The 19010-nt window shown below is 71.4% G+C and carries 15 protein-coding genes; 12 read left to right on the plus strand and 3 right to left on the minus strand.

Annotated features, from left to right (window positions below; all coding sequences use genetic code 11):
* Positions 1 to 81 precede the first annotated feature (81 nt).
* Positions 82 to 2727 (minus strand): sugar-binding protein, encoded by a 2646-nt coding sequence (locus tag ACQEVZ_RS33275; protein WP_433373802.1) that lies wholly within the window; start codon positions 2725 to 2727, stop codon positions 82 to 84.
* A gap of 611 nt (positions 2728 to 3338) precedes the next feature.
* On the opposite strand from ACQEVZ_RS33275, the gene ACQEVZ_RS33280 reads away from it, so the two are divergent.
* From ACQEVZ_RS33280 to ACQEVZ_RS33315, 8 genes are all read left to right on the plus strand, one after another.
* Positions 3339 to 4415: an ROK family protein gene (locus ACQEVZ_RS33280; protein WP_344512396.1), complete on the plus strand. Its 1077-nt coding sequence runs from the start codon at positions 3339 to 3341 to the stop codon at positions 4413 to 4415.
* Between the two features lie 30 nt (positions 4416 to 4445).
* Entirely contained in the window at positions 4446 to 5504 is a 1059-nt protein-coding gene (locus ACQEVZ_RS33285; protein ID WP_344512398.1) for an extracellular solute-binding protein, read from the plus strand.
* Between the two features lie 95 nt (positions 5505 to 5599).
* Entirely contained in the window at positions 5600 to 6679 is a 1080-nt protein-coding gene (locus ACQEVZ_RS33290) for an ABC transporter ATP-binding protein (protein ID WP_433373807.1), read from the plus strand.
* Entirely contained in the window at positions 6676 to 8430 is a 1755-nt protein-coding gene (locus tag ACQEVZ_RS33295; RefSeq protein ID WP_433373810.1) for an ABC transporter permease, read from the plus strand. Before ACQEVZ_RS33290 ends, ACQEVZ_RS33295 begins: the two co-directional genes overlap by 4 nt.
* Positions 8418 to 9248: a creatininase family protein gene (locus ACQEVZ_RS33300; protein ID WP_433373813.1), complete on the plus strand. Its 831-nt coding sequence runs from the start codon at positions 8418 to 8420 to the stop codon at positions 9246 to 9248. Before ACQEVZ_RS33295 ends, ACQEVZ_RS33300 begins: the two co-directional genes overlap by 13 nt.
* Positions 9245 to 10708: an argininosuccinate lyase gene (locus tag ACQEVZ_RS33305; RefSeq protein WP_344512407.1), complete on the plus strand. Its 1464-nt coding sequence runs from the start codon at positions 9245 to 9247 to the stop codon at positions 10706 to 10708. Before ACQEVZ_RS33300 ends, ACQEVZ_RS33305 begins: the two co-directional genes overlap by 4 nt.
* Entirely contained in the window at positions 10705 to 11595 is an 891-nt protein-coding gene (locus ACQEVZ_RS33310) for an ROK family protein (RefSeq protein WP_354905281.1), read from the plus strand. Before ACQEVZ_RS33305 ends, ACQEVZ_RS33310 begins: the two co-directional genes overlap by 4 nt.
* Before the next feature lie 145 nt (positions 11596 to 11740).
* Positions 11741 to 12622 carry a hypothetical protein gene (locus ACQEVZ_RS33315; RefSeq protein ID WP_433373817.1) on the plus strand — a complete coding sequence of 294 codons (882 nt, stop codon included), beginning with the start codon at positions 11741 to 11743 and terminating at the stop codon, positions 12620 to 12622.
* Positions 12623 to 12829: 207 nt separating this feature from the next.
* On the opposite strand, the gene ACQEVZ_RS33320 is transcribed toward ACQEVZ_RS33315, so the two are convergent.
* Positions 12830 to 13327: a hypothetical protein gene (locus ACQEVZ_RS33320; RefSeq protein WP_433373820.1), complete on the minus strand. Its 498-nt coding sequence runs from the start codon at positions 13325 to 13327 to the stop codon at positions 12830 to 12832.
* A gap of 284 nt (positions 13328 to 13611) precedes the next feature.
* Here ACQEVZ_RS33320 and ACQEVZ_RS33325 point away from each other — a divergent pair, with 284 nt between their 5' ends.
* From ACQEVZ_RS33325 to ACQEVZ_RS33340, 4 genes are all read left to right on the plus strand, one after another.
* Positions 13612 to 14304 (plus strand): phosphoribosyltransferase, encoded by a 693-nt coding sequence (locus ACQEVZ_RS33325; RefSeq protein WP_433373823.1) that lies wholly within the window; start codon positions 13612 to 13614, stop codon positions 14302 to 14304.
* 102 nt (positions 14305 to 14406) lie between these two features.
* Positions 14407 to 15147 (plus strand): ATP-binding protein, encoded by a 741-nt coding sequence (locus tag ACQEVZ_RS33330; RefSeq protein ID WP_344512417.1) that lies wholly within the window; start codon positions 14407 to 14409, stop codon positions 15145 to 15147.
* Positions 15148 to 15353: 206 nt separating this feature from the next.
* Positions 15354 to 16493, plus strand: coding sequence for a SigB/SigF/SigG family RNA polymerase sigma factor (locus ACQEVZ_RS33335; RefSeq protein ID WP_433373826.1), 1140 nt, complete (start codon positions 15354 to 15356; stop codon positions 16491 to 16493).
* A gap of 46 nt (positions 16494 to 16539) precedes the next feature.
* The gene (locus tag ACQEVZ_RS33340) at positions 16540 to 17259 is read left to right on the plus strand and encodes a GAF and ANTAR domain-containing protein (protein ID WP_433373829.1); all 720 of its coding nucleotides are present in this window, start codon (positions 16540 to 16542) and stop codon (positions 17257 to 17259) included.
* A 70-nt stretch (positions 17260 to 17329) separates the two neighbouring features.
* Here ACQEVZ_RS33340 and ACQEVZ_RS33345 read toward each other — a convergent pair whose 3' ends face one another.
* Positions 17330 to 18940 (minus strand): S8 family serine peptidase, encoded by a 1611-nt coding sequence (locus ACQEVZ_RS33345; RefSeq protein WP_433373832.1) that lies wholly within the window; start codon positions 18938 to 18940, stop codon positions 17330 to 17332.
* Between the last annotated feature and the right edge of the window lie 70 nt (positions 18941 to 19010).

Genomic DNA, 19010 nt, shown 5'->3' on the forward strand with positions numbered 1-19010 from the left:
ATCAGGCGGACGTGAAGGAGGGGCCGGCGTGCGCCGGCCCCTCCCTTGTGCGTTCAGCTCAGCGTGCTCAGCTCAACGTGCTCAGCTCAGCTGCTGGGCGATGCCCGTGGTGGCCTCGCCGGACTGGTACGACACCAGCAGCGTGGCACCGGCCGGCAGGGTGCCGGTCGTCGGCAGCCACACGGCACTCGAGCCGCTGCGGTCGAACTCGACCGTGGACTGCGCCAGGATCGCGTTGCCGTCCCAGACGAACACCCGGGCGGTGCCGGCCTGGCGGGCCTTGAGCTCGACCTGGACGCCGTTCTGCTGCTTGACCGCGTCCTTGATCTGGATCGTGCCCTCGGGCAGCGCCGTCCAGCCGCCGGGGGCGACCATGTCCGAGCTCGACTGCAGGATCGTCTGCGGCGACTTCACGCTCTCCGCCGCCGTGTCCGGGATGATCGGCGCCTTCGGCGAGGAGGGCTGGGTCTGGTAGCCCTCCAGCTTGGCGACGCCCCAGCGCCACGGGTCGGCCCGCACGCCGCTCCAGGTGGACCAGCCGACGCGGGTCTGCGCCGCCAGGTCCTGCGTGTCGGAGTCGTTCACGAGGATGTTCATGCCCATCTTCGCCGCGTCCACGTTGTCGGGCAGGACGCTGAACGGCACCTTCACCTCGATGCGGTAGCCGGTGTAGGGGCTGCTGGAGACGACGGACGCGACCTGCATGCCGGGCGCGGTCACCGGGCCGGCGCCCTGGTGGTTGTCCCGCTCCCGGGCGTAGCACGGCGGGTTGCCGTTGGCCGGGTCCTTCGTCGCCGGGAAGAGCGCCACGTTGAACACCGTGGAGGTGTTCGGCGAGCCGCCGCGCGGGTCGATGCCGAACTCGATGTTGTCGTTGCGCCGGGGACGCTTGCAGTCCTCGGGCGGCAGCACCGTGCCGAGCACGTCGTCGGTGATCTCGAACAGTGCGTAGATCGCGTCGTCGGTGTAGGTCAGCCAGGCCTTGCCGGAGATGTCCGCCGCCGTGGCCGCGGTGCCCTCCCAGCGGGTGGAGATGTCGATGGCCTGACCGCCGTACTCGCCCGGGCTCGCCGTGCCGTCGACGACCGGGGCCTTCGCCGCCTTGGGGATGGACGTGACCGGCACGATGTTGAGGACACCGGGCTCGACCGCGCTGCCACCGACGTAGCCGGTCTCGATCTGCACCGCGTAGCGCCCGTCGTTGGGCGCCCGGTTGGCGGTCGGCAGCGACGCGTCGGTGTTGGTCACCGTGAACGTGACCGAGCCGCGCGCGCCGGGCTGCAGGCCGCTGTAGCTCTGCTGCGCCTCGGCCACGGCGAAGCCGGCGGGCACGTTGAGCTTCACCGAGCCGGACTGCACCTGGTCGCTGTGGTTGGTGAGGTCGACGCGGATCGGCCGGGTGCCGCCGCTGGGGATGCTCAGCATCGACTCGATCAGCGCGTCGAGGGACTGGACCTGGTTGCGCTGCGTCCACTCGCGGAAGTCACCCACCTCGGGCAGCGGCTCGAGCGTGCCGCGGACCGGGGCGGTGGCCTGCACCAGCGTGGTGTTGCTGCCGGTGCCGTCCTTCTTGGTGGTCATGGTCGCCTTGAGCTGGAACCGCTGACCCGCGACCAGGGTGGCCGGTGGGGTGACGGTGAACGTGGCGACGGACTCCTTGTTGTTGGGCGTGACGGTGCCGATGTCGCCCTTGCCCGTGACGGTCCAGCCCGCCGGGGCCTCCAGGGCCACCTTCGCGCCCGGGATCGCCTGCGTGGCCCGCACGTGGGTCTTGACCTCGAAGGGCTGGCCGGCCAGCACCTCCCACTGCTCGGAGCGGACGTGCAGCTCCGTGCCGAGCGGCAGCCCGCCGGCGGCGCGGATGCTGGTGCCCTGCAGCGCGGCGGTGCCGCCGACGTTCGGGTCCGGGTACGGGGTCCGGCTGTCGATCATCGTGATCCGGTTGCAGCCGATGCTCGCCGGGTTGGTCTGCGCGTCCGCCGTGTCCGCCCAGCCCTGGGAGGCGTACTCACGCCGGGCCAGCACGCCGACCTGGTTCCACCGCATGCCGCCGTTGCGGGCCGACTCGTAACCCTGCCAGGTGCCGAAGATGGTGTTGGTCGCCTGGGAGGGGGTGAAGGTGGTCTCGCAGGCCTGGCCGTTGGAGCTGGTGCCGCTGCCGCCGCCCTGGAAGAGGCGGGCGGGCCGGAAGGGCTGGAGCCCCTCCTTCTTGATCTGCTCGGGGAAGGCGTTGGGGTCCGCCGCCGCGTAGAACGCCTCGACGGCGAGCATCGCGGCTTCCTGGTGGTTGCCGTGGTTGCCCTGGGTCGCCGACGGGTTCATCGTGACGATGACCTCCGGCTTGGTGGTCCGGATCGTGCGCACGATGCGCGACAGGGACTTCTCGTAGTTCCAGATCTGCTCGGACAGCGGCGCGCTCGCGGTGTAGTAGAAGTCGAGCGCGTCGAGGTTGTAGACGTTCATGACGCCGGCCCGGCCGACGGCACGGCGCTCCTCGGCCTCACGCAGGATGCCGAGCGCGGGCCCTTCCTCGAGGCCGACCGCGTTGCCGCCGCCCTCGCCCCGGGTCATCGTGATGACCCCGGCCTTCATGTTGTGGTACTCGTTCCAGTACCCGAACATGCCGAGCTGTCCGGCCTCGTCGTCCGGGTGCGCACCGATGAACATGATGTCCAGGTCGATCGGTGCGTTCGGTTTGGCCTGTGCAGGGCTTGCCAGGCCCACCATCAGCAGACCGCATGTGGCGATCACGGCTTTGCCGCGCCATCTCATAGGGCAACCTTCTTCGTGTGGTGGAGACGGGGGTACTCCTGGACCGCTGGCGGTTTGCCGAGTTAATTCAAACTGCGAAATTAGTGCGTGGACGCGACGGCGCCCGGCACGGCAGGACGACCGTCCACAATGGACAGTCGCCATGCATCACAGCGGCCGGCAAGCCGGTCAGCACTGGAAGGGTGTTGTGGCGTAACGCTAGGGACCGCCCGAAAGAGCTGTCAACACCTCGGACGGGCATTTTCTTCGCTCTAGAAAGAATCGTCGAACGAGAGCACCCAAGCGTGGTCCCGATCCGACCATGAATGTCCATATTTGTGTTTATGATCTGTCCACATTACTGTCCTTTTATGCGAGCCACCTGGCCTTTTGCCATGTCCAGCTCGTCGGATATCGCGGGGGCACCGTGGCCCTTCGAGATCGTTCCGTGACTTGACCCCCGATTTTCTTCGCACTAGTAAGAAAGGGTGATCGCCGTGGGGAGAGCACCGACAAGTCCGGTCAGCCGGGAACGGTCGCGTGAGATCAAGCGCCAGTCGGTGATCTCGGCTGCCCGGGAAGCGCGTGTGCTGTCCCGGGTCGATCTGGCCGAGCTCACCGGACTTCCTGCGGCGACGCTGACGGCGCTCGTGCGTGACCTGATCGCCGACGGATACCTGATCGAGCGCGGCCCGGGCGCCAACACGCACGGGCGACCGCGGGCGATGCTCGAGTTCAACCCGCGCGCCGAGCTGGTGGCCGCGGTCTCGCTCGAGCCGCCCCGCATCACGTGCGAGATCGCGGACAGCAACGGCACGGTGATCGCCCACCGCACGTCCCGCCTCGGCCGCGACGTCGTCGAGACCGTCTGCCAGTTCGTGGCGGAGCTGGTCGCCGACAACCGGCCGTCGCTGTGCGGGGTCGCGATCGCCGTGCCCGGCGTGTCGTCCGACGGCGCGGTCCGGCTGGCGCCCTCGGTCGGCCTCGTCGAGGCGCGGCCGATCGGCCAGTCGGTGCAGCAGGAGCTCGGCGTGCCGGTGGTCGTCGACAACGACGTCAACCTGATGGCGGCCGGGGAGCGGATGGCGGGCGCCGGGAAGGACGTCGACGACCTGCTGTTGCTGCACGTCGCCGACGGCATCGGCGCCGGTCTCATCCTCGACGGCCAGGTGCGGCGGGGGGCGAGCGGCGCGGCGGGGGAGATAGGTTTCCTCCCGCTCGATCCGCAGGCGGACCGCGCCTACAGCGGGGTCGGCCCCTTCGAGGCGCGTTGGTCGGCCAACGCGATCGCGGAGCGGGTCGTCGCGCTGAACCCCGGCCGCCGCCCCGAGGCGCCGGTCAGCGAGCTGATCGAGCTCGCGGCCACGTCCGCGGCGGCCCGCGCCTACCTCGACGAGGTGCTGGAGGCGTGGGCCCGGCTCGTCATCTCCTGCGCCTGCGTCGTCGACCCGGGCCGGGTGCTGCTCAGCGGCGCGGCGGCCGAGCTCGACGACGCGGCGCTGGCACGCATCCAGGACCTGGTCTCCGCGAGGGTTCCGGCCTCCACCGAGGTGCGCCGGGCCGTGCTCGGGGACCAGGCGGTGCTGCACGGCGCGATCAGTTACGCCCTGTCGGCCGCGGTACGGCTACCCGGCCCTTTCCTCACCACGAACCACCACCGATAACACCCCCCCTTTCTGCATGCGGAGGAAGTCATGAGACGTCGCGTTGCCCTCACCCTCGCGGTCAGCACGTTAGTGGCCGGTCTGACCGGCTGCGGGAGTGAGAACAAGGATTCCGCCTCGGCGGGCGCCTCCGGGAAGCCGGCCGAGAAGATCGTCGTCTACAGCGCGCGCGACAAGAAGGTCACCGACTTCGTCGTCGAGCAGTTCGTCGCCAAGCACCCCGAGTACAAGGGCAAGGTCGAGGTGCTCAACATGGGCGCCCAGGAGGTGCTCGAGCGGACCCGCGCCGAGAAGGCCAACCCGCAGGGCTCGGTCTGGTGGGGCGGCACGCAGCAGGGCCTGTCGGCCGGTGCCGGCGACGGCCTGCTCGAGGCGTGGCAGCCTTCCTTCGCGGGGCAGATGGACGCCCGGTACAAGGACGCGCAGGGCCGCTGGTTCGGCGAGATCCTGCTGCCCGAGGTCATCATGTACAACAACAAGGCGATCCCGGCCGACCAGGCGCCGAAGGACTGGGACGACCTGCTCGACCCGAAGTGGAAGAAGAAGGTCATCATCCGCGACGTGGCCGCGTCGGGCACCATGCGGTCCATCTACGCCTCGATGATCCAGCGCCTGTCGAAGGACGGCAGCAACCCGCAGCCCGGCTACGACTGGCTGCGCAAGCTCGACGCCAACACCGGCGACTACGCCGCCAACCCGACGGACCTGTACGTCAAGATGTCCCGCGAGCAGGGTGTGCTCAGCGCCTGGAACCTGCAGGACATCCTGCTGCAGTCCGAGCAGTCGAAGATGCCGTTCGGCTACGTGATGCCGGCGTCCGGCGCGCCGGTGCTCGTCGACGGCGTGGCCGCGATCAAGGGCGGCAACACCGAGGGCGCCAAGACCTTCATCGAGTTCCTGTTCGACGGCGAGCTGCGGGCCAAGCTGGCCAAGGACTTCTTCCAGATCCCCGCCGTGCCGATCTCCGAGAAGCCGCAGTGGCTGGCGGACCTCAACCTCAAGCCGATGGACGTCGACTGGGACGTCATCGCCAAGAACGAGACCCAGTGGATCAACCACTGGAACGCCGAGATCAAGAACAAGGGCTGACCGCCCCCTGGCCGGGTCGCCGCGCGGCGACCCGGCCCCGGACGCTTCAAGTCTGCTGACCGTCCAGGCATCGATGGCAGCGCAGAGAGGGAAAGATGATCGACGTCGAGTTGGAGTCGGTGAGCAAACGCTTCTCCCGGTCGGGCGAGGCCGCCGCGGTCGACGACGTGAACCTCACCATCGGTGCGGGGGAGTTCTTCACGCTCCTGGGACCGAGCGGGTGCGGCAAGACGACCACGCTGCGGATGGTGGCCGGGTTCTACTTCCCCACCCAGGGGCACATCCGCTTCGGCGGGCAGGACGTCACCCGGCTCGCCCCCAACAAGCGCGACACCGGCATGGTGTTCCAGAACTACGCGCTCTTCCCGCACATGACCGTGGCGCAGAACGTCGCCTACGGGCTCAAGGTGCGCAAGGTGTCGCGGGCCGAGTCGAGCCGGCGGGTGAACGAGGCGCTGGCCCAGGTCCACCTCGACGGATACGGGTCGCGCCGGATCGAGCAGCTCTCCGGCGGTCAGCAGCAGCGCGTCGCGCTGGCCCGCGCGCTGGTGATCCGCCCGCGCATGCTCCTGCTCGACGAGCCACTGTCCAACCTGGACGCGAAGCTGCGCGAGGAGACCCGCACCGAGATCCGGCGCATCCAGCGCGACGCCGGCACCACGTCCATCTACGTGACCCACGACCAGGCCGAGGCGATGGCCATGTCGGACCGCATCGCCGTGATGCAGGCCGGCCGCGTGCAGCAGATCGGCTCGCCGCGCGAGGTGTACCACCAGCCGGCCACCGCGTTCGTCGCGCGCTTCATCGGCCGCAGCAACGTGCTGTCGCTGCCGGTCACCGCCGCCGACACCACCACGGTCGAGGTCGCGCTGCCCGGCGCCGGCACCATCGCTTCCGGCGCGCCGGAAGGGCACGGGCTGCGCACCGGCGACACCGCGCTGGTCTCCGCCCGGCCCGAGCACATCGCGCTGGCCGGCCCCGACGACCCCGGCGTGATCCGCGGACGCGTGACCGCCCTCGAGTTCACCGGCATGGCCACGCACCTGACGGTCGACATCGGCGCCGAGGGTGGCGAGGTGACCGTCGCGGCGGTCGACGTGCCCGGCCGCGTCGACGTCGGCGACCGGATCGGCCTGCGGCTCACCGCCGAGCGGCTGTGGGTGGTCCGGCCGTGACCGCGGCGTCGTCCGCCGTCCCGTCCCGCCGGGTCGCGCTGGCCCGGCGGCTGGCCGGTGGCGCGAACGCGGCCTGGTTCCCGTACCTGATGGTGGCCCCGCTCGTCCTGATCCTCTGGGGCTACGTGGTGCAGCCGATGCTCGCCACGTTCGTGGAGAGCGTCAGCGAGGACGGCGTCAGCAACTACACGCAGTTCTTCACCTCGGCCGGCGTCGCGCGCACCTCCCTGATCACGTCGCTGGCCATCTCGGTGGCCAGCGTGGTGCTGTGCGGCGTCGTCGGTGTCGCGATGGCGTTCCTGCTCAAGCGGTTCTCGTTCCCCGGTCGCCGCCTCATCGAGGCGTTCATCCTGGTGCCGGCCGCACTGCCGCCGCTGATCGGGGCGATCTCGTTCCAGCTGCTGTACAGCGAGATCGGCATCCTGCCCCGCGGCCTGCAGCGCCTGTTCGGGACCGAGTCGCCGGTGCTCGCGTTCGACGGCATCGCCGGGGTGCTCGTCGTGCACACCTTCACCATGTACCCCTTCTTCTACCTGGCCGCGTCGGCCGCGCTGGCGGGACTGGACCCGTCAATCGAGGAGGCCGCGTACAACCTGGGCGCCGGACGCGTCCGGGTCTGGCGCACGGTGCTGCTGCCGATGCTGACCCCCGCGATGGTCTCCGCGTCGCTGCTGGTCTTCATGACGTCGCTGGCGTCCTACACGGCGCCGCTGCTGTTCGGCGTCGACCAGACCATGACGATGCAGATCTACATCAACCGCACCAACGGCGACCTGCCGATGGCCTCGACGTACGCGTCGGCGCTGGGCCTGGTGTCGATCGCCTTCCTGCTGCTGATGCGCTGGTACGAGGGGCGGCGCAGCTACCTGTCGCAGTCGAAGGGCATCTCCGCGCGGCGCCGGGAGATCTCCAACCCGGTCGGGCGCTGGCTCGCGCCGGTCGCCTCCGTGCTGGCGGCGATCGTGCTGCTGGCCCCGGTCGCGACGATCGCGCTGGTGGCGTTCTCCGAGGACGGGTCGTGGACGACGGAGATCATCCCGTCCGCGTATTCCGTCGACAACTTCGTCACGATCGTGTCCGAGCCGAAGGCGTTCCAGCCGATCCTGAACTCGCTGCAGATGAGCCTGCTCGCCACCGCCGGGTGCATCGTGATCGGCGTGCTGATCGCCTACGCGGTGCGCCGGCTGCGCTTCGTCGGCAGGAGCCTGCTCGACATCGGCGTCATGATCGCATGGGCGCTGCCCGGCACAGTCGTGGCGATCAACCTGATCTCGGCGTTCAGCACCGGCAACTCGTTCAGCTTCGGGCAGGCGCTGATCGGCACCTTCTGGATCCTGCCGCTGGCGTACTTCGTGCGGTTCCTGCCGCTGGTGTTCCGGGCCAGCTCCGCGTCCCTGGCGCTGATCGACCCGTCGCTGGAGGAGGCCGCGCGCAACCTCGGCGCGTCGTGGTTCCGGGCCTTCCTCAACATCACGGTGCGGCTCATGCTGCCGGGGGTCATCGTCGGCGCGCTGCTGGCGTTCGTGCACGGTGTGGGCGAGTTCGTCGCATCGGTGCTCATCTACACCTCCTCGACCGTCCCTATCTCGGTGGCCATCAACAACCGCATGTACTCCTTCGAGATCGGCACGGCCGCCGCGTACGGCATGCTGCAGGTGGTGCTGATCTTCGTGGTGATGTGGTTCTCCAGCCGGCTGGAGAACGGCGGCGGCCGGGCCGCGGCACGACAGGCGGAACAATGGACGAACTGATCGAGGCCTGGCAGGCGGACGGCGGGCTCCTCCCGGTGAGCCGCCTGCCCGGGCACGAACTGGCGCGCGTCGCCGCGGCGGCCGACTTCGCGGTCCTGCCCGTCGGCGCCGTCGAATGGCACGGACCGCACCTGCCGCTCGGCACCGACCTGATCCTGGCCGACGGGTTCGCGAGCGAGGTCGCCGGCGCCGGGCTGCGGGCCGTGTCGTTCCCGGCCGTGCCGTACGCGGCGTGCCCGGGACAGACACGGCCGTGGCCCGGCACCATCGCCGTGCGGCCCGAGGTCGCCGTCGGATACCTGTGCGACGTGCTCGACGGCATCGTCGCCGCGGGCTTCCCGCGGGTGCTCGTGGTCAACGGGCACGACGCCAACATGTCCACGGCCCGGGCGGCGATGGAATGGGTGTCCGGCCGGCAGCGGGCGAGCCTGCTGCTGGTCAACTGGTTCCAGCTCGTCGACGCCCGCGAGACGACCGAGCTGTTCGGCGAGCTGCCCTCGCGCGGACACGGCGGCGCCTACGAGACGTCCGCCGTGCTCGGCTTCGACCCAGAGGCGGTGCACCCGGGGGCCGCGCCCGACCTGCCGCCCCGGCCGAAGCTGCCGACCGCCTTTCCGTACGTCCTGGTCGAGTCGCGACCCGAGCCGTGGCAGGGCTGGTCCGGCCACGTCTCGCTGGCCACCGAGGCGGCCGGCCGGCGGGTGCGCGAGACGGCCGCCGCCCGGCTCGGAGAAGTCGCGCGGGCCTGGGTCGCAGCGCCGCTGCCCGGCCCGCCCGGCGCCGATCCGGCACCACAACGACACGAGGGGAACGCATGACGCACCAGCCGTTGACCACCTACCAGCAGCACCACCTCCGCGTCGTCTTCGACCACCACGCCGCCTACCTCTACGGGCCGATGGTGAAGGCCAGCGAGGCGCACGTGGTGATGCTCGCCGAGCAGGGCCTCGTCCCCGCCGACGCGGCGGCGCAGATGCTGCGCGGGCTGGTCAAGCTCCGCGACGACCGGCCCGGGACGTTCGAGTACGACGGCTCGGTCGAGGACACGTACTTCACGCTGGAGAAGCGGCTCGCCGAGGCCTGCGGCATCCCGACCGGGCAGCTCAGCGTCCAGCTCGCCCGCAGCCGCAACGACCTGGACTCGGGCGTGTTCCGGATGGTCCTGCGCGACCAGCTGCTCGGTGTGATCGCCGCGCTCGGCGACGCGGGCGCCGTGCTGCTGGACCGCGCCGACCGGTACGCCGACGTGGTCGTGGTCGGATACACCCACCGCCGCCCCGCGCAGCCGACCACCATCGGGCACGTGCTCGCCGGATACGCCGAGGCCCTCACGGGCCAGGCCGCCGCCTACGCGAGCCTGCTCGCCGAGATGAACCGGTCGCCGCTCGGCTCCTGCGCCTTCGCGGGCACGGACCTGGCGATCGACCCCCACCGCGTGGCCGAGCTGCTCGGCTTCGACGAAGTGGTGGTCAACTCGTACGAGGCGGTCGCCGGCGCCGACCACCTCATGCGGACGGGCGCGCTCAACGCGCAGGCGACCGCCACCGGGGCGCGCGTGGCCCGCACGCTCATGGACTGGCTGACCTGGGAATGGGTGCGCACCCCCGAGGAGTTCACGCAGGGCAGCAGCATCATGCCGCAGAAGCGCAACCCGGTCGTGCTGGAGCACCTGGTCTCGATGGCCGGCGCGACGGCCGCCGACGCCGCGTCCGTGTTCAACAACGTCGGCGCGGCGTGGTGGGAGGACTCCAACAACGCCACCACCGACGTGCAGGTGCGGCTGTGGGAGAGCAACGACCGCGCGTACCGGTTCTTCGCCCTGCTCGGCGGCCTGTTCGAGCGGCTGGAGCCGCTGCGGCCGCCGAACGCCGAGACGATCGTCGCGACCGGCGCGACCACGACCGCCGCGGCCGACGCGCTGACCCGGCACGGCCTGCCGTTCCGCGCCGCCCACTCGGTCATCGGCCGCCTGGTCCGCTCCGGACCTCCCGCGACCTGGACCGACGACGGCATACGTGAGGCGGCGCGCGACGTCGCCGGGATCGACCCGCTCGGCGACGCCGCCGTGCAGGACCTCCGCGCCGCGGCCCTGCTGCCGGAGCTGGTGCTGCGCCGCGCCCAGTCCGACGGCCCGGGCGAGGCCGCCGTCCGGGCCCAGGTCGCCCGGCTCCGATCCCACCTGGACGCGACGCTCGCCGAGGTCGACGCGCTGCGGCACCGGCTGCGCGAGGCCGACACGAAGCTCGCGGCCGTGGTCGCGGAAAGGGCCGCACAGTGAACCTCGAAGCCCCCGCCGACCGGCGGCTGTTGGGCATCGACTTCGGCGGCACGAAGATGGCGATCGGGATCGGCGACGCCGACGGACGCCTGCTCGTCTCGGAGCGCCTGCCGACGCTGGCCGCCCGCGGCGCGCGGCAGGCCCTCGACCGCGCCCTCGACCTGGCACAGAAGCTCGTCACCGACACCGGCGGCACCCTGCACGCGGTCGGGATCGCCTCGCCCGGCGTGATCCGCGAGGACGGCATCGACCTCGCGCCGAACGTGCCCGGCTGGGAGCGCCTGCGCCTGGCCGAGGCCGTCCGCGACCACCTGGGCGTCACCCGCGTCAGCGTCGCCAACGACCTCAACGCCGCGGCCCTCGCCGAACTGCACCGGGGAGCGCTGCGGGACGCCGACCCCGGCCTCGTCATCGGCCTGGGCACGGGCGTCGCCACGGCCATCACGGTCAACGGCGCCGTCGTGCCCGGATACCGTGGCGCGGCCGGCGAGATCGCGTACGCCGTCACCGGCCCGGACTGGCCCGCGTCGCCCGAGCCGCTGCTCGAGACCGACTTCTCCGGCCGGGCCCTCGACGAGCTGGCGGACCGGCTCGCCCTGCCCGACGGCGCGGCCGGCCTCTGCGCGGCCGCGTCCCGGCCCGGCGTGGTCCGCGACGCGCTGGTCTCCCGCGTCGACGAGCTGGCCCGCCACGTCGTCACGTGCTGCCTGCTGCTCGACCCGCAGCGCCTCGTGCTCGTCGGCGGCGTCGCCCGCGACGACCTGGTGCGCGAGCTGCTGACCGACAGGCTCTCCCACGCGCTGCCGTACCCACCCGAGGTGGTCCTGTCCGACTTCGCCCAGGACGCCGCGCTGCTCGGCTCGATCACGCTCGCGGCACAGGCCTGACCTTCCCCCACCCGCAGGACCGCCCCGGACCATCCCAACCCCCGGGGCGGTCCCGCGGCCCCAGTTTTGTTGTCGGGGTCGTCACCGCCACCTAGGGTGGACGTCGGCTCGGGGAGGGGCGAGACGTGACCACTCCACCGGCATCGTGGCCCAACCCACGTTCGTCCCCGTTGCCGGCAAGGCCGCTGTTGCAGGTGCCGCGACCGGCTCGGCCACCACGGCTGGTGTGGCCGCGGCCGGCGCCGGAGCGTTGACCGTGGCCGCGCCGCTCGTGCTGATGGCCGTCGCGGTCGGCGTCAGCGCCTACGCTGATCACCAACGCCGGCAGGCGATCGAGCGGATCACCGACCTCCTGGAGCAGCTGCACGAGGACAACCTCGAGAGGGAACGCAGCGAGTTGGACGGTTGTCGTGACGCGATCGACAAGGCGACGTCGGTTCTGCTCGACCAGGGCAGGATCGGCCTGTCGTTAGGACTGGATTCCGCGTCGTACGCGATCAGCACAGCGATCGAACGAACCAGGCGCCGGCTCATGAAATGGCAGGATGCCCTAGCCGCGCTGCCCGGTGGCCCGGTCGAGATCGGTGCGTTGACGAAATCGTTCCCCGGTGTCGACGAGGAGGGCGGCGAATTCCGCGCGCACCTGGAGCTTGCCCGGCTCGTCATCGCTCTCAAACGCCGGGTGCTCGTGCTGCAAGCAGTTGAACACGCTCAGCTGGTGGGCGCGGACAATCCGTTCAAGAGTTTCATCGGGACATTGCAGGACGACGAGCGCCGAGTCGACGAGTTGGAGTCAGGCATCGACTCGGTCCTGCTTCGGCTGTCGACGCTCGAGTTGAAGCGTTACGGCGGTTTCCGGAGCATCATGTTCACGCCGGGCGAGGTCGACGACCTGCTCAAAGCCGCATATCGCCTTCGCGGCCTGGGCGATGGCCTCAAGGTGGGAACCCACCAGGCCGACGTCGCGATCGAGATCGAACGAAGCGGCGACGGATCGCTCGTGGTGTTTCCCGCAGTCGCTGCCTAGCCTCGGCTCTTTCCGTGACCGGTGGGAGCCCGGTCACGGCCTCCGATCCAGCCCCGGCCGCCACGGTCTACGCCCCGCGGCGCCGCCACCTGGTGTCCACGCCGCGGAGCTTTGGCGCCTGGACCGCGACCAACACCGACGCCAGCCACTGCTTCCGGCAACGTCCTCAGCCTGGCGCGAGCCGAGAGCCTTGCGCGAGCCGGAAGGTCAGGTCTTGCCGTCCTGTTCCTGGGCGGCCTGCAGGGTGGAGGAGTGGGGGACCCAGTCGGCGAGGTGGACGGGGTGGCCGAGGGTGCGGAGTTTGGCGATGACCTCGGGGTCGTCGTCCACGACGACGGCGATCTGGGACTCGCGGGCCAGGAGGGACAGCTGGGCGGCCTTGAAGTCCTTCGCGGGGCGGCGGTCGCGGGCGGGGCGCATGAAGAGCAGGTCGGCGGGGAGGCCGGCTTGGCGGAGCCAGGCGTCGGTCACCGGGCGCAGGTGCTCGGGGCGGCCGGTGAGCCAGACGAGGACGTGATCGGCGGCGTGCCGCAGGGCCAGCGCGACGCCCTCGGGGAGGACCGGGTCGCGGTCGGCGGCGGCGAAGAAGCGGGCCCAGTCCTTCGGGCGCCTGTCGAGGTGGCGGAGGCGGTGCCGGACGTCGGCGACCACTCCGTCGATGTCGAACACGGCGATGGCCGCGTCCCGCTGCGCTGGCGTGTCCACCGGGTCATCATGCCCGGCCGGGTGGGACGGCGTCACTTCAGAAACGGGAGACAACAGGAATTTCTGGAATGCCGGTTTCACCCCTGAGGAAGTATGCCAAGCGGACGTTTCCCCAGCTCAACGGGCGTAGTCTTCGGACCGGGCGAGGTAGGCCGCGGCAGAGCGGCCAGCAGGGGACACGGCCCAGCGTGGCGACGGCCCCACCGCGCCGATCGAAGGAGGTGTCCGCTTGATGCGGATCATGTTGGCCGGCCTCCGGGTCGCCCGAGTGGAAGCCTACGACCATGTGGCCGCCTGAGGCCGAGCGGTTCGCGGACCGGACGGCCGCGGGTCGCTTGCTCGGCACCGCCGTCGCCGCGCATCTGCGGCAGCTCGACATGACGCAGGCCCCGCTGGTGCTCGCGCTCCCCCGGGGCGGAGTCCCCGTCGGGTACGCGGTGGCGGAGACCGTCCACGCCGACTTCGACCTCATGGTCGCCCGGAAGATCGGGCTGCCGTGGCAGTCGGACCACGGGGTGGGCGCGATCGCCGAGAACGGGCCACCGGTGTTCGACCGCGGCGCGCTCGCGTGCGCCGGCCTGACCGTCAGCGACCTCGCGCCCGCGGTACAGCGGGAGCGGGTGGAGCTGCGGCGCCGGCAGGAGCGCTACCGCGGCTCGCGGCCCGCGGCGGAGGTGACCGGACGCGTGGTCATCCTCGTCGACGACGGGCTCGCGACCGGGGTCACCGCACGTGCGGCGGTCCGGGCGCTGCAGACCCAGAAGCCGGCGCACATCGTGTTCGCGGCGCCGGTGTGCGCCGCGGAGTCGGTCGACCTGCTCGCCGGTGACGTCGACGCGGTCATCGACATCCACTCCCCCCGGGAGTTCCACGCTCTCGGCCTGTACTACACCGACTTCACCCCGGTCGCCGACACGGACGTCGCCGACATCTGCGCGATGGCGTGGGGCGCCGTGAAGGTTCCCACGCCGGTCTGAAGGGCAACTCCCTGATACAACCAGTTCGCCGGAACGATGCGAGGACGCTCTATCCGCCGCCAGTGGGGTTTAACCCACCGGGGGCGGGTAGAGCGTCACCCCATGAGGGCGAGTCTTGCGGCAACCGTCGAGGTCCGCGGCGATGCGACCGTGGTGCACGTCGCCGGGAGCCTGGGCGTGAACACCGCGCCGGTGCTGCGCACCACCGTCCTGGAGTGCCTCGCCACGGAGCCCGCGCTCATCGTGCTCGACGTCGCTGAGCTGCGGACCCATGAGGACGTGGCGCTGACCGTGCTCCCCGCCCTCGCCCAGCACGCCGCGGCCTGGCCCGGCAGCGCGGTCAGCATGGCGGCCGCCCCCGCGCCGCTGCGGCACGCGCTGGACCGGATGGCGGTCGCGCGGCAGATCCCCCTCTTCGCGACCACCGACGCGGCGATCGCGCACGGCTGCGCCGGGGCGCCCGGCGGCGAGCCGCCCATGATGCGCGTCCGGCTCCAGCCGATGCTCGACGCGACCGCCGCGGCGCGGCACCTGGTGGACCGGGCCTGCCGGCTGTGGGGGGTGGCCCGGCTCGCCGACCTCGCCGAGCTCATCATCACCGAGCTGGTCAGCAACGGGGTGCGGCACGCGGGCACCGAGCTGGAGGTCCGCGTCAGCCTGCGCCGCCACCAGCTGCACCTGTCGGTGCGCGACGGCAGCCACGCCCTGCCCGTCCGCGGCTCGTCCGACGACACCCTCGCCGAGGGGGGCCGCGGGCTGCTCGTGGTCGAGGCGCTCACCCAGCGCTGGGGTTGCACCCCCGTCCCCGACGGCAAGGTCGTCTGGGCGTCGCTGCGGGCGTAAATCCCGCGGCCACAAAGACAAAGGCGACCTCGCGCGCGCAGGAAAGGTCACCCACGACCTCACCCTTTCACATATTCATTGGCAATTCCCCCGTGCGTACAGTGACCGGGAAAGCAATTCCGCCCGGTTCCACGACCGCACGCTCAACCGCGAATCGCTTGCTGCGCAACGCGATGGGATAGGGGGGAGTCTCCACCATGGAGACAATGCCCATATATGAAGACCGATTTGAATCGGCACTTTCACTGGAATCCTGGCGCGAAGGAGACGAGGAGATCCTGCGCCCCTCGGGAGTGCTCGACCACGCGGCGAGCCTCGACCTGCGAATCCAGCTCAACCAGCGGCTCGACGCCGGACGGGTGCACCTGACCGTCGATCTCTCGCGGCTGCGGCTGCTGGACTGCGCCGCCGCCGACACGCTGCTGCGCGCGCAGCTGGAGGCCCAGGAGCGCGGCGGCGGCCTGCGGACCCCCGGCGCGTCGGACCTGGTGCTGGACGTCCTGGAGATCATCGGGGCGGCGAAACGCCTGCGTGCGTACGACGACCCACCGGTCGGCGCCCCACCACCAGTACACGACGAGGAAGAGCCGCAGAGCCAGTGGACGACCGTCAATGAGCTGCTGCGCCAGGCGGCCACGATGGACGTCAAGGACGCCAGGCGCGGCGCGCTGCGGCAGCGGGCCATCGAGCACAGCCTGCCGCTCGCCGACCGGCTGGCCCGCCGGTTCCACGGGATGGGTGAGTCGCCCGCCGACCTCAGCCAGGTCGCCGCGCTCGGGCTGATGAAGGCGATCGACGGCTTCGACCCCGACTACGGCACCGACTTCGGCGGCTACGCGACGCCGACGATCGTCGGGGAGCTGAAGCGGTACTTCCGCGACAAGGGCTGGGGGGTGCACGTGCCCCGGCGGCTCCAGGAGCTGCGGATCGAGATCAACCGGGTGCGGGACACGCTCGGGCAGCGGCTGGGGCGCTCGCCCACGCCGCGGGACGTCGCCGACCACCTCGGTGTCGCCGAGGACCAGATCCTGGAGGCCCTGGTGGCCTCTTCGGCATACCGGCCGGTGTCGCTGTTCGCGCCGCTCGGCGGGGACGACGACGCGGGCACGCTCGCCGACGTGCTCGGCGACGACGACCACGACATCGACGGCGTCGAGTTCCGCCAGGCGGTGAAGCCGCTGATCGCCCGCCTGCCGGAGCGGGAGCGGCGGATCCTGTCGCTGCGCTTCTACGGCAACCGTACCCAGGCGCAGATCGCCGCCGACCTCGGCATCTCGCAGATGCACGTGTCGCGGTTGCTGTCTCGGACCCTGGAAGGATTACGCCGGGCGCTGCTGGACGGTTGAGATCTCGACGCGCCGGGTAGGAGGCGGCGTGTCTGAAGGGGGAATTGTGACGGAGCTCCACACGGTGGAGATCGCCGCCGTCCTGCGCCAGCTCACCGCGCGCCTGATCGCCAGCGACGACCTCGACGAGGCCCTGGAGGACCTCGTCGAGACCGCTGCCGACCTGGTGGACGGGGCGTCGTGGTGCGCGGTCACGCTGGTGCGGGCAGGGGGGCCGTCGACCGCCGCGGCGTCGCCGGAGCTGCCTGCCGAGCTCCACGACAGCCAGTACCACAGCGGCACCGGCCCGTCGATGGAGGCGATCCGCACCCGTGACCTCATCGTCAGCGCCGACCTGTCGTCGGACGATCGCTGGCCGGGGTGGCGCGAGCACGCGCTCTCGGCCGGCGTGCACGGTGTGCTGACCGTCCCTGTCGACATCGACGAGCAGGTCATCGGGGCCTTGACGGTGTACGCGGCCCAGCCCGGCCGCTTCACCCCCGACGCGGGGCTGACGGCGATGCTCATCGCCGAGCACGCCGGCCTCCTGCTCGCCGCGGTCCTCGACCGGAGCCGGCAGGCCGACCTGCACGCCGAGCTGACCGAGGCCCTGGCCGACGGCGAGACCGTCAACCGGGCCATCGGGATCATGATGGTGCAGCGGGCCTGCTCTTCGGAGGCGGCCCTGGAGGTGCTGCACGGCACCGCGAGCCGGCTCGGGCTGCCGCTCGCCACGGTCGCGCAGCGCCTGGTCGAGACGGTCGAGCGCCGCGCGACGGTGGCCTGAACCGGGTGAACATACGGCCGCACCGGCCCGCCATCCTTGGCGACACCGGTGCGGCCGAGCCCGTGCTGGTTCAGACGGTGAGGGTCCAGCTGTTCAGGTAGCCGGTGTTGCCCTTGTACGAGTCGCGCACCCGCAGCTTCCAGGTGCCGTTCTTCAGGCGGCTCGACAGGTTCACGGTGTAGGCGGCGTCGAGGTTCTTCGCCTTGTCCTTCGAGTTCGCGGCCTTGAGGCGCTTGACCGAGCCGTTCGGCGCGATCAGCTCGACCACCAGGTCGCCGCGCTTGGCGTGCACGACGTGCACCTCGACGCGGGCCTTCGCCGACGCCTTGCCGGCGCAGCCGCTGACCACGACGGCGGTGGTGACGGTCCCGCGGTCGCGGATCGTCACGTCGGCCGCGTTGGTCCGCACGTTGCACGGCGCGACCGGGGCGGGCGCGGCGACCACCGCGACCGGGGGCTGGGTCACGGGCTGCTGGGTGACGGGGGCCGGACCGGCCACGGCCGGCGCCTGCAGCAGCCGGTTCGGCGAGCCGGTGCCCGGGTTGCCGACGACGTTCGCCACCGACGAGGCCAGCAGCGCGCTCTGCACCTGCGCCGGGGTCGCCGACGGGAACGCCGACAGGTACAGCGCCGCGGCGCCGGTCACGTGCGGCGACGCCATCGAGGTGCCACTCATGATCGCGGAGCCGGCGTCGCCGCTGTTGCTGGCCGAGGTGATCGCGACGCCGGGCGCGAACAGGTCGACACAGGCGCCGTAGTTGGAGAACGAGGCCCGGTTGTCGCTCGAGTCGGTCGCGCCGACCGTGATCGCCTCGCCGGTGCGGGCGGGGGAGACACCGCAGGCGTCGACGTTCTCGTTGCCGGCGGCGAGCACGTACGTGACGCCGGAGGCGATCGAGTTGCGCACCGCCTGGTCGAGCGCGGGGCTGGTGGAGCCGCCGAGGCTCATGTTGACGACCGCGGGCTTCTGCGCGTTGGCGGTCACCCAGTCGATCCCGGCGATGATCCCGGAGTAGCTGCCGGAGCCGTTGCAGTCCAGGACCCGGACGCTGACGATGTTCACGGCCTTCGCGACGCCGTAGGTGCTGCCGCCGACCGTGCCCGCGACGTGGGTGCCGTGGCCGTGGCAGTCGCTCGCGTCGGTGTCGTTGTCGACGAAGTCGTAGCCGGAGCGGGCCCGGCCACCGAACTCGCCGTGCGTCAGGCGGACGCCGGTGTCCAGCACGTACGCGGTGACGTCGGCGGCGCTGCCCTGGTAGGTGTAGGTGCCGTCGAGCGGGCGGTTCGCCTGGTCGATGCGGTCCAGCCCCCACGGCGCGCCGGCCTGGCTGCCTTCCAGCGAGACGGTGCGGTCCTGCTGCACGTACTCGACGAGCGGGTTGGCGGCGAGCCGCTTGGCGCCGCGCTCCGTCAGCTGCGCCGAGAACCCCTTCAGCGTGCTGCCGAAGGAGCGCTTGACCTGCCCGCCGAAGCGGTCGGCGAGCCGGCTGGCACTGCTGGCCGTGTCGCTCGCCGCGACCGTGTCCTTGAGGACGACGATGTACCGGTCGCGGATCGCCCCCGGCTTGCCGGCGTCGCGGATCTGCCCCTCGGCCGGGGCGGCCAGCGCCGGCGTGCCGGCGGCCACGACACCGGCGACTGCGGCAGCGGCGACGAAGGTGGCGCGCAGGGTGCTTCGCATCTGGCAGGACCCTCCCGAACTGGTGACGTGCTTGCTTCACCAAGGTTCGGGAGCGGCCGGTGCGGCACCG

The organism is Dactylosporangium sp. CA-152071, assembly GCF_050936335.1.
Classification (GTDB): Bacteria; Actinomycetota; Actinomycetes; order Mycobacteriales; family Micromonosporaceae; genus Dactylosporangium; species Dactylosporangium maewongense.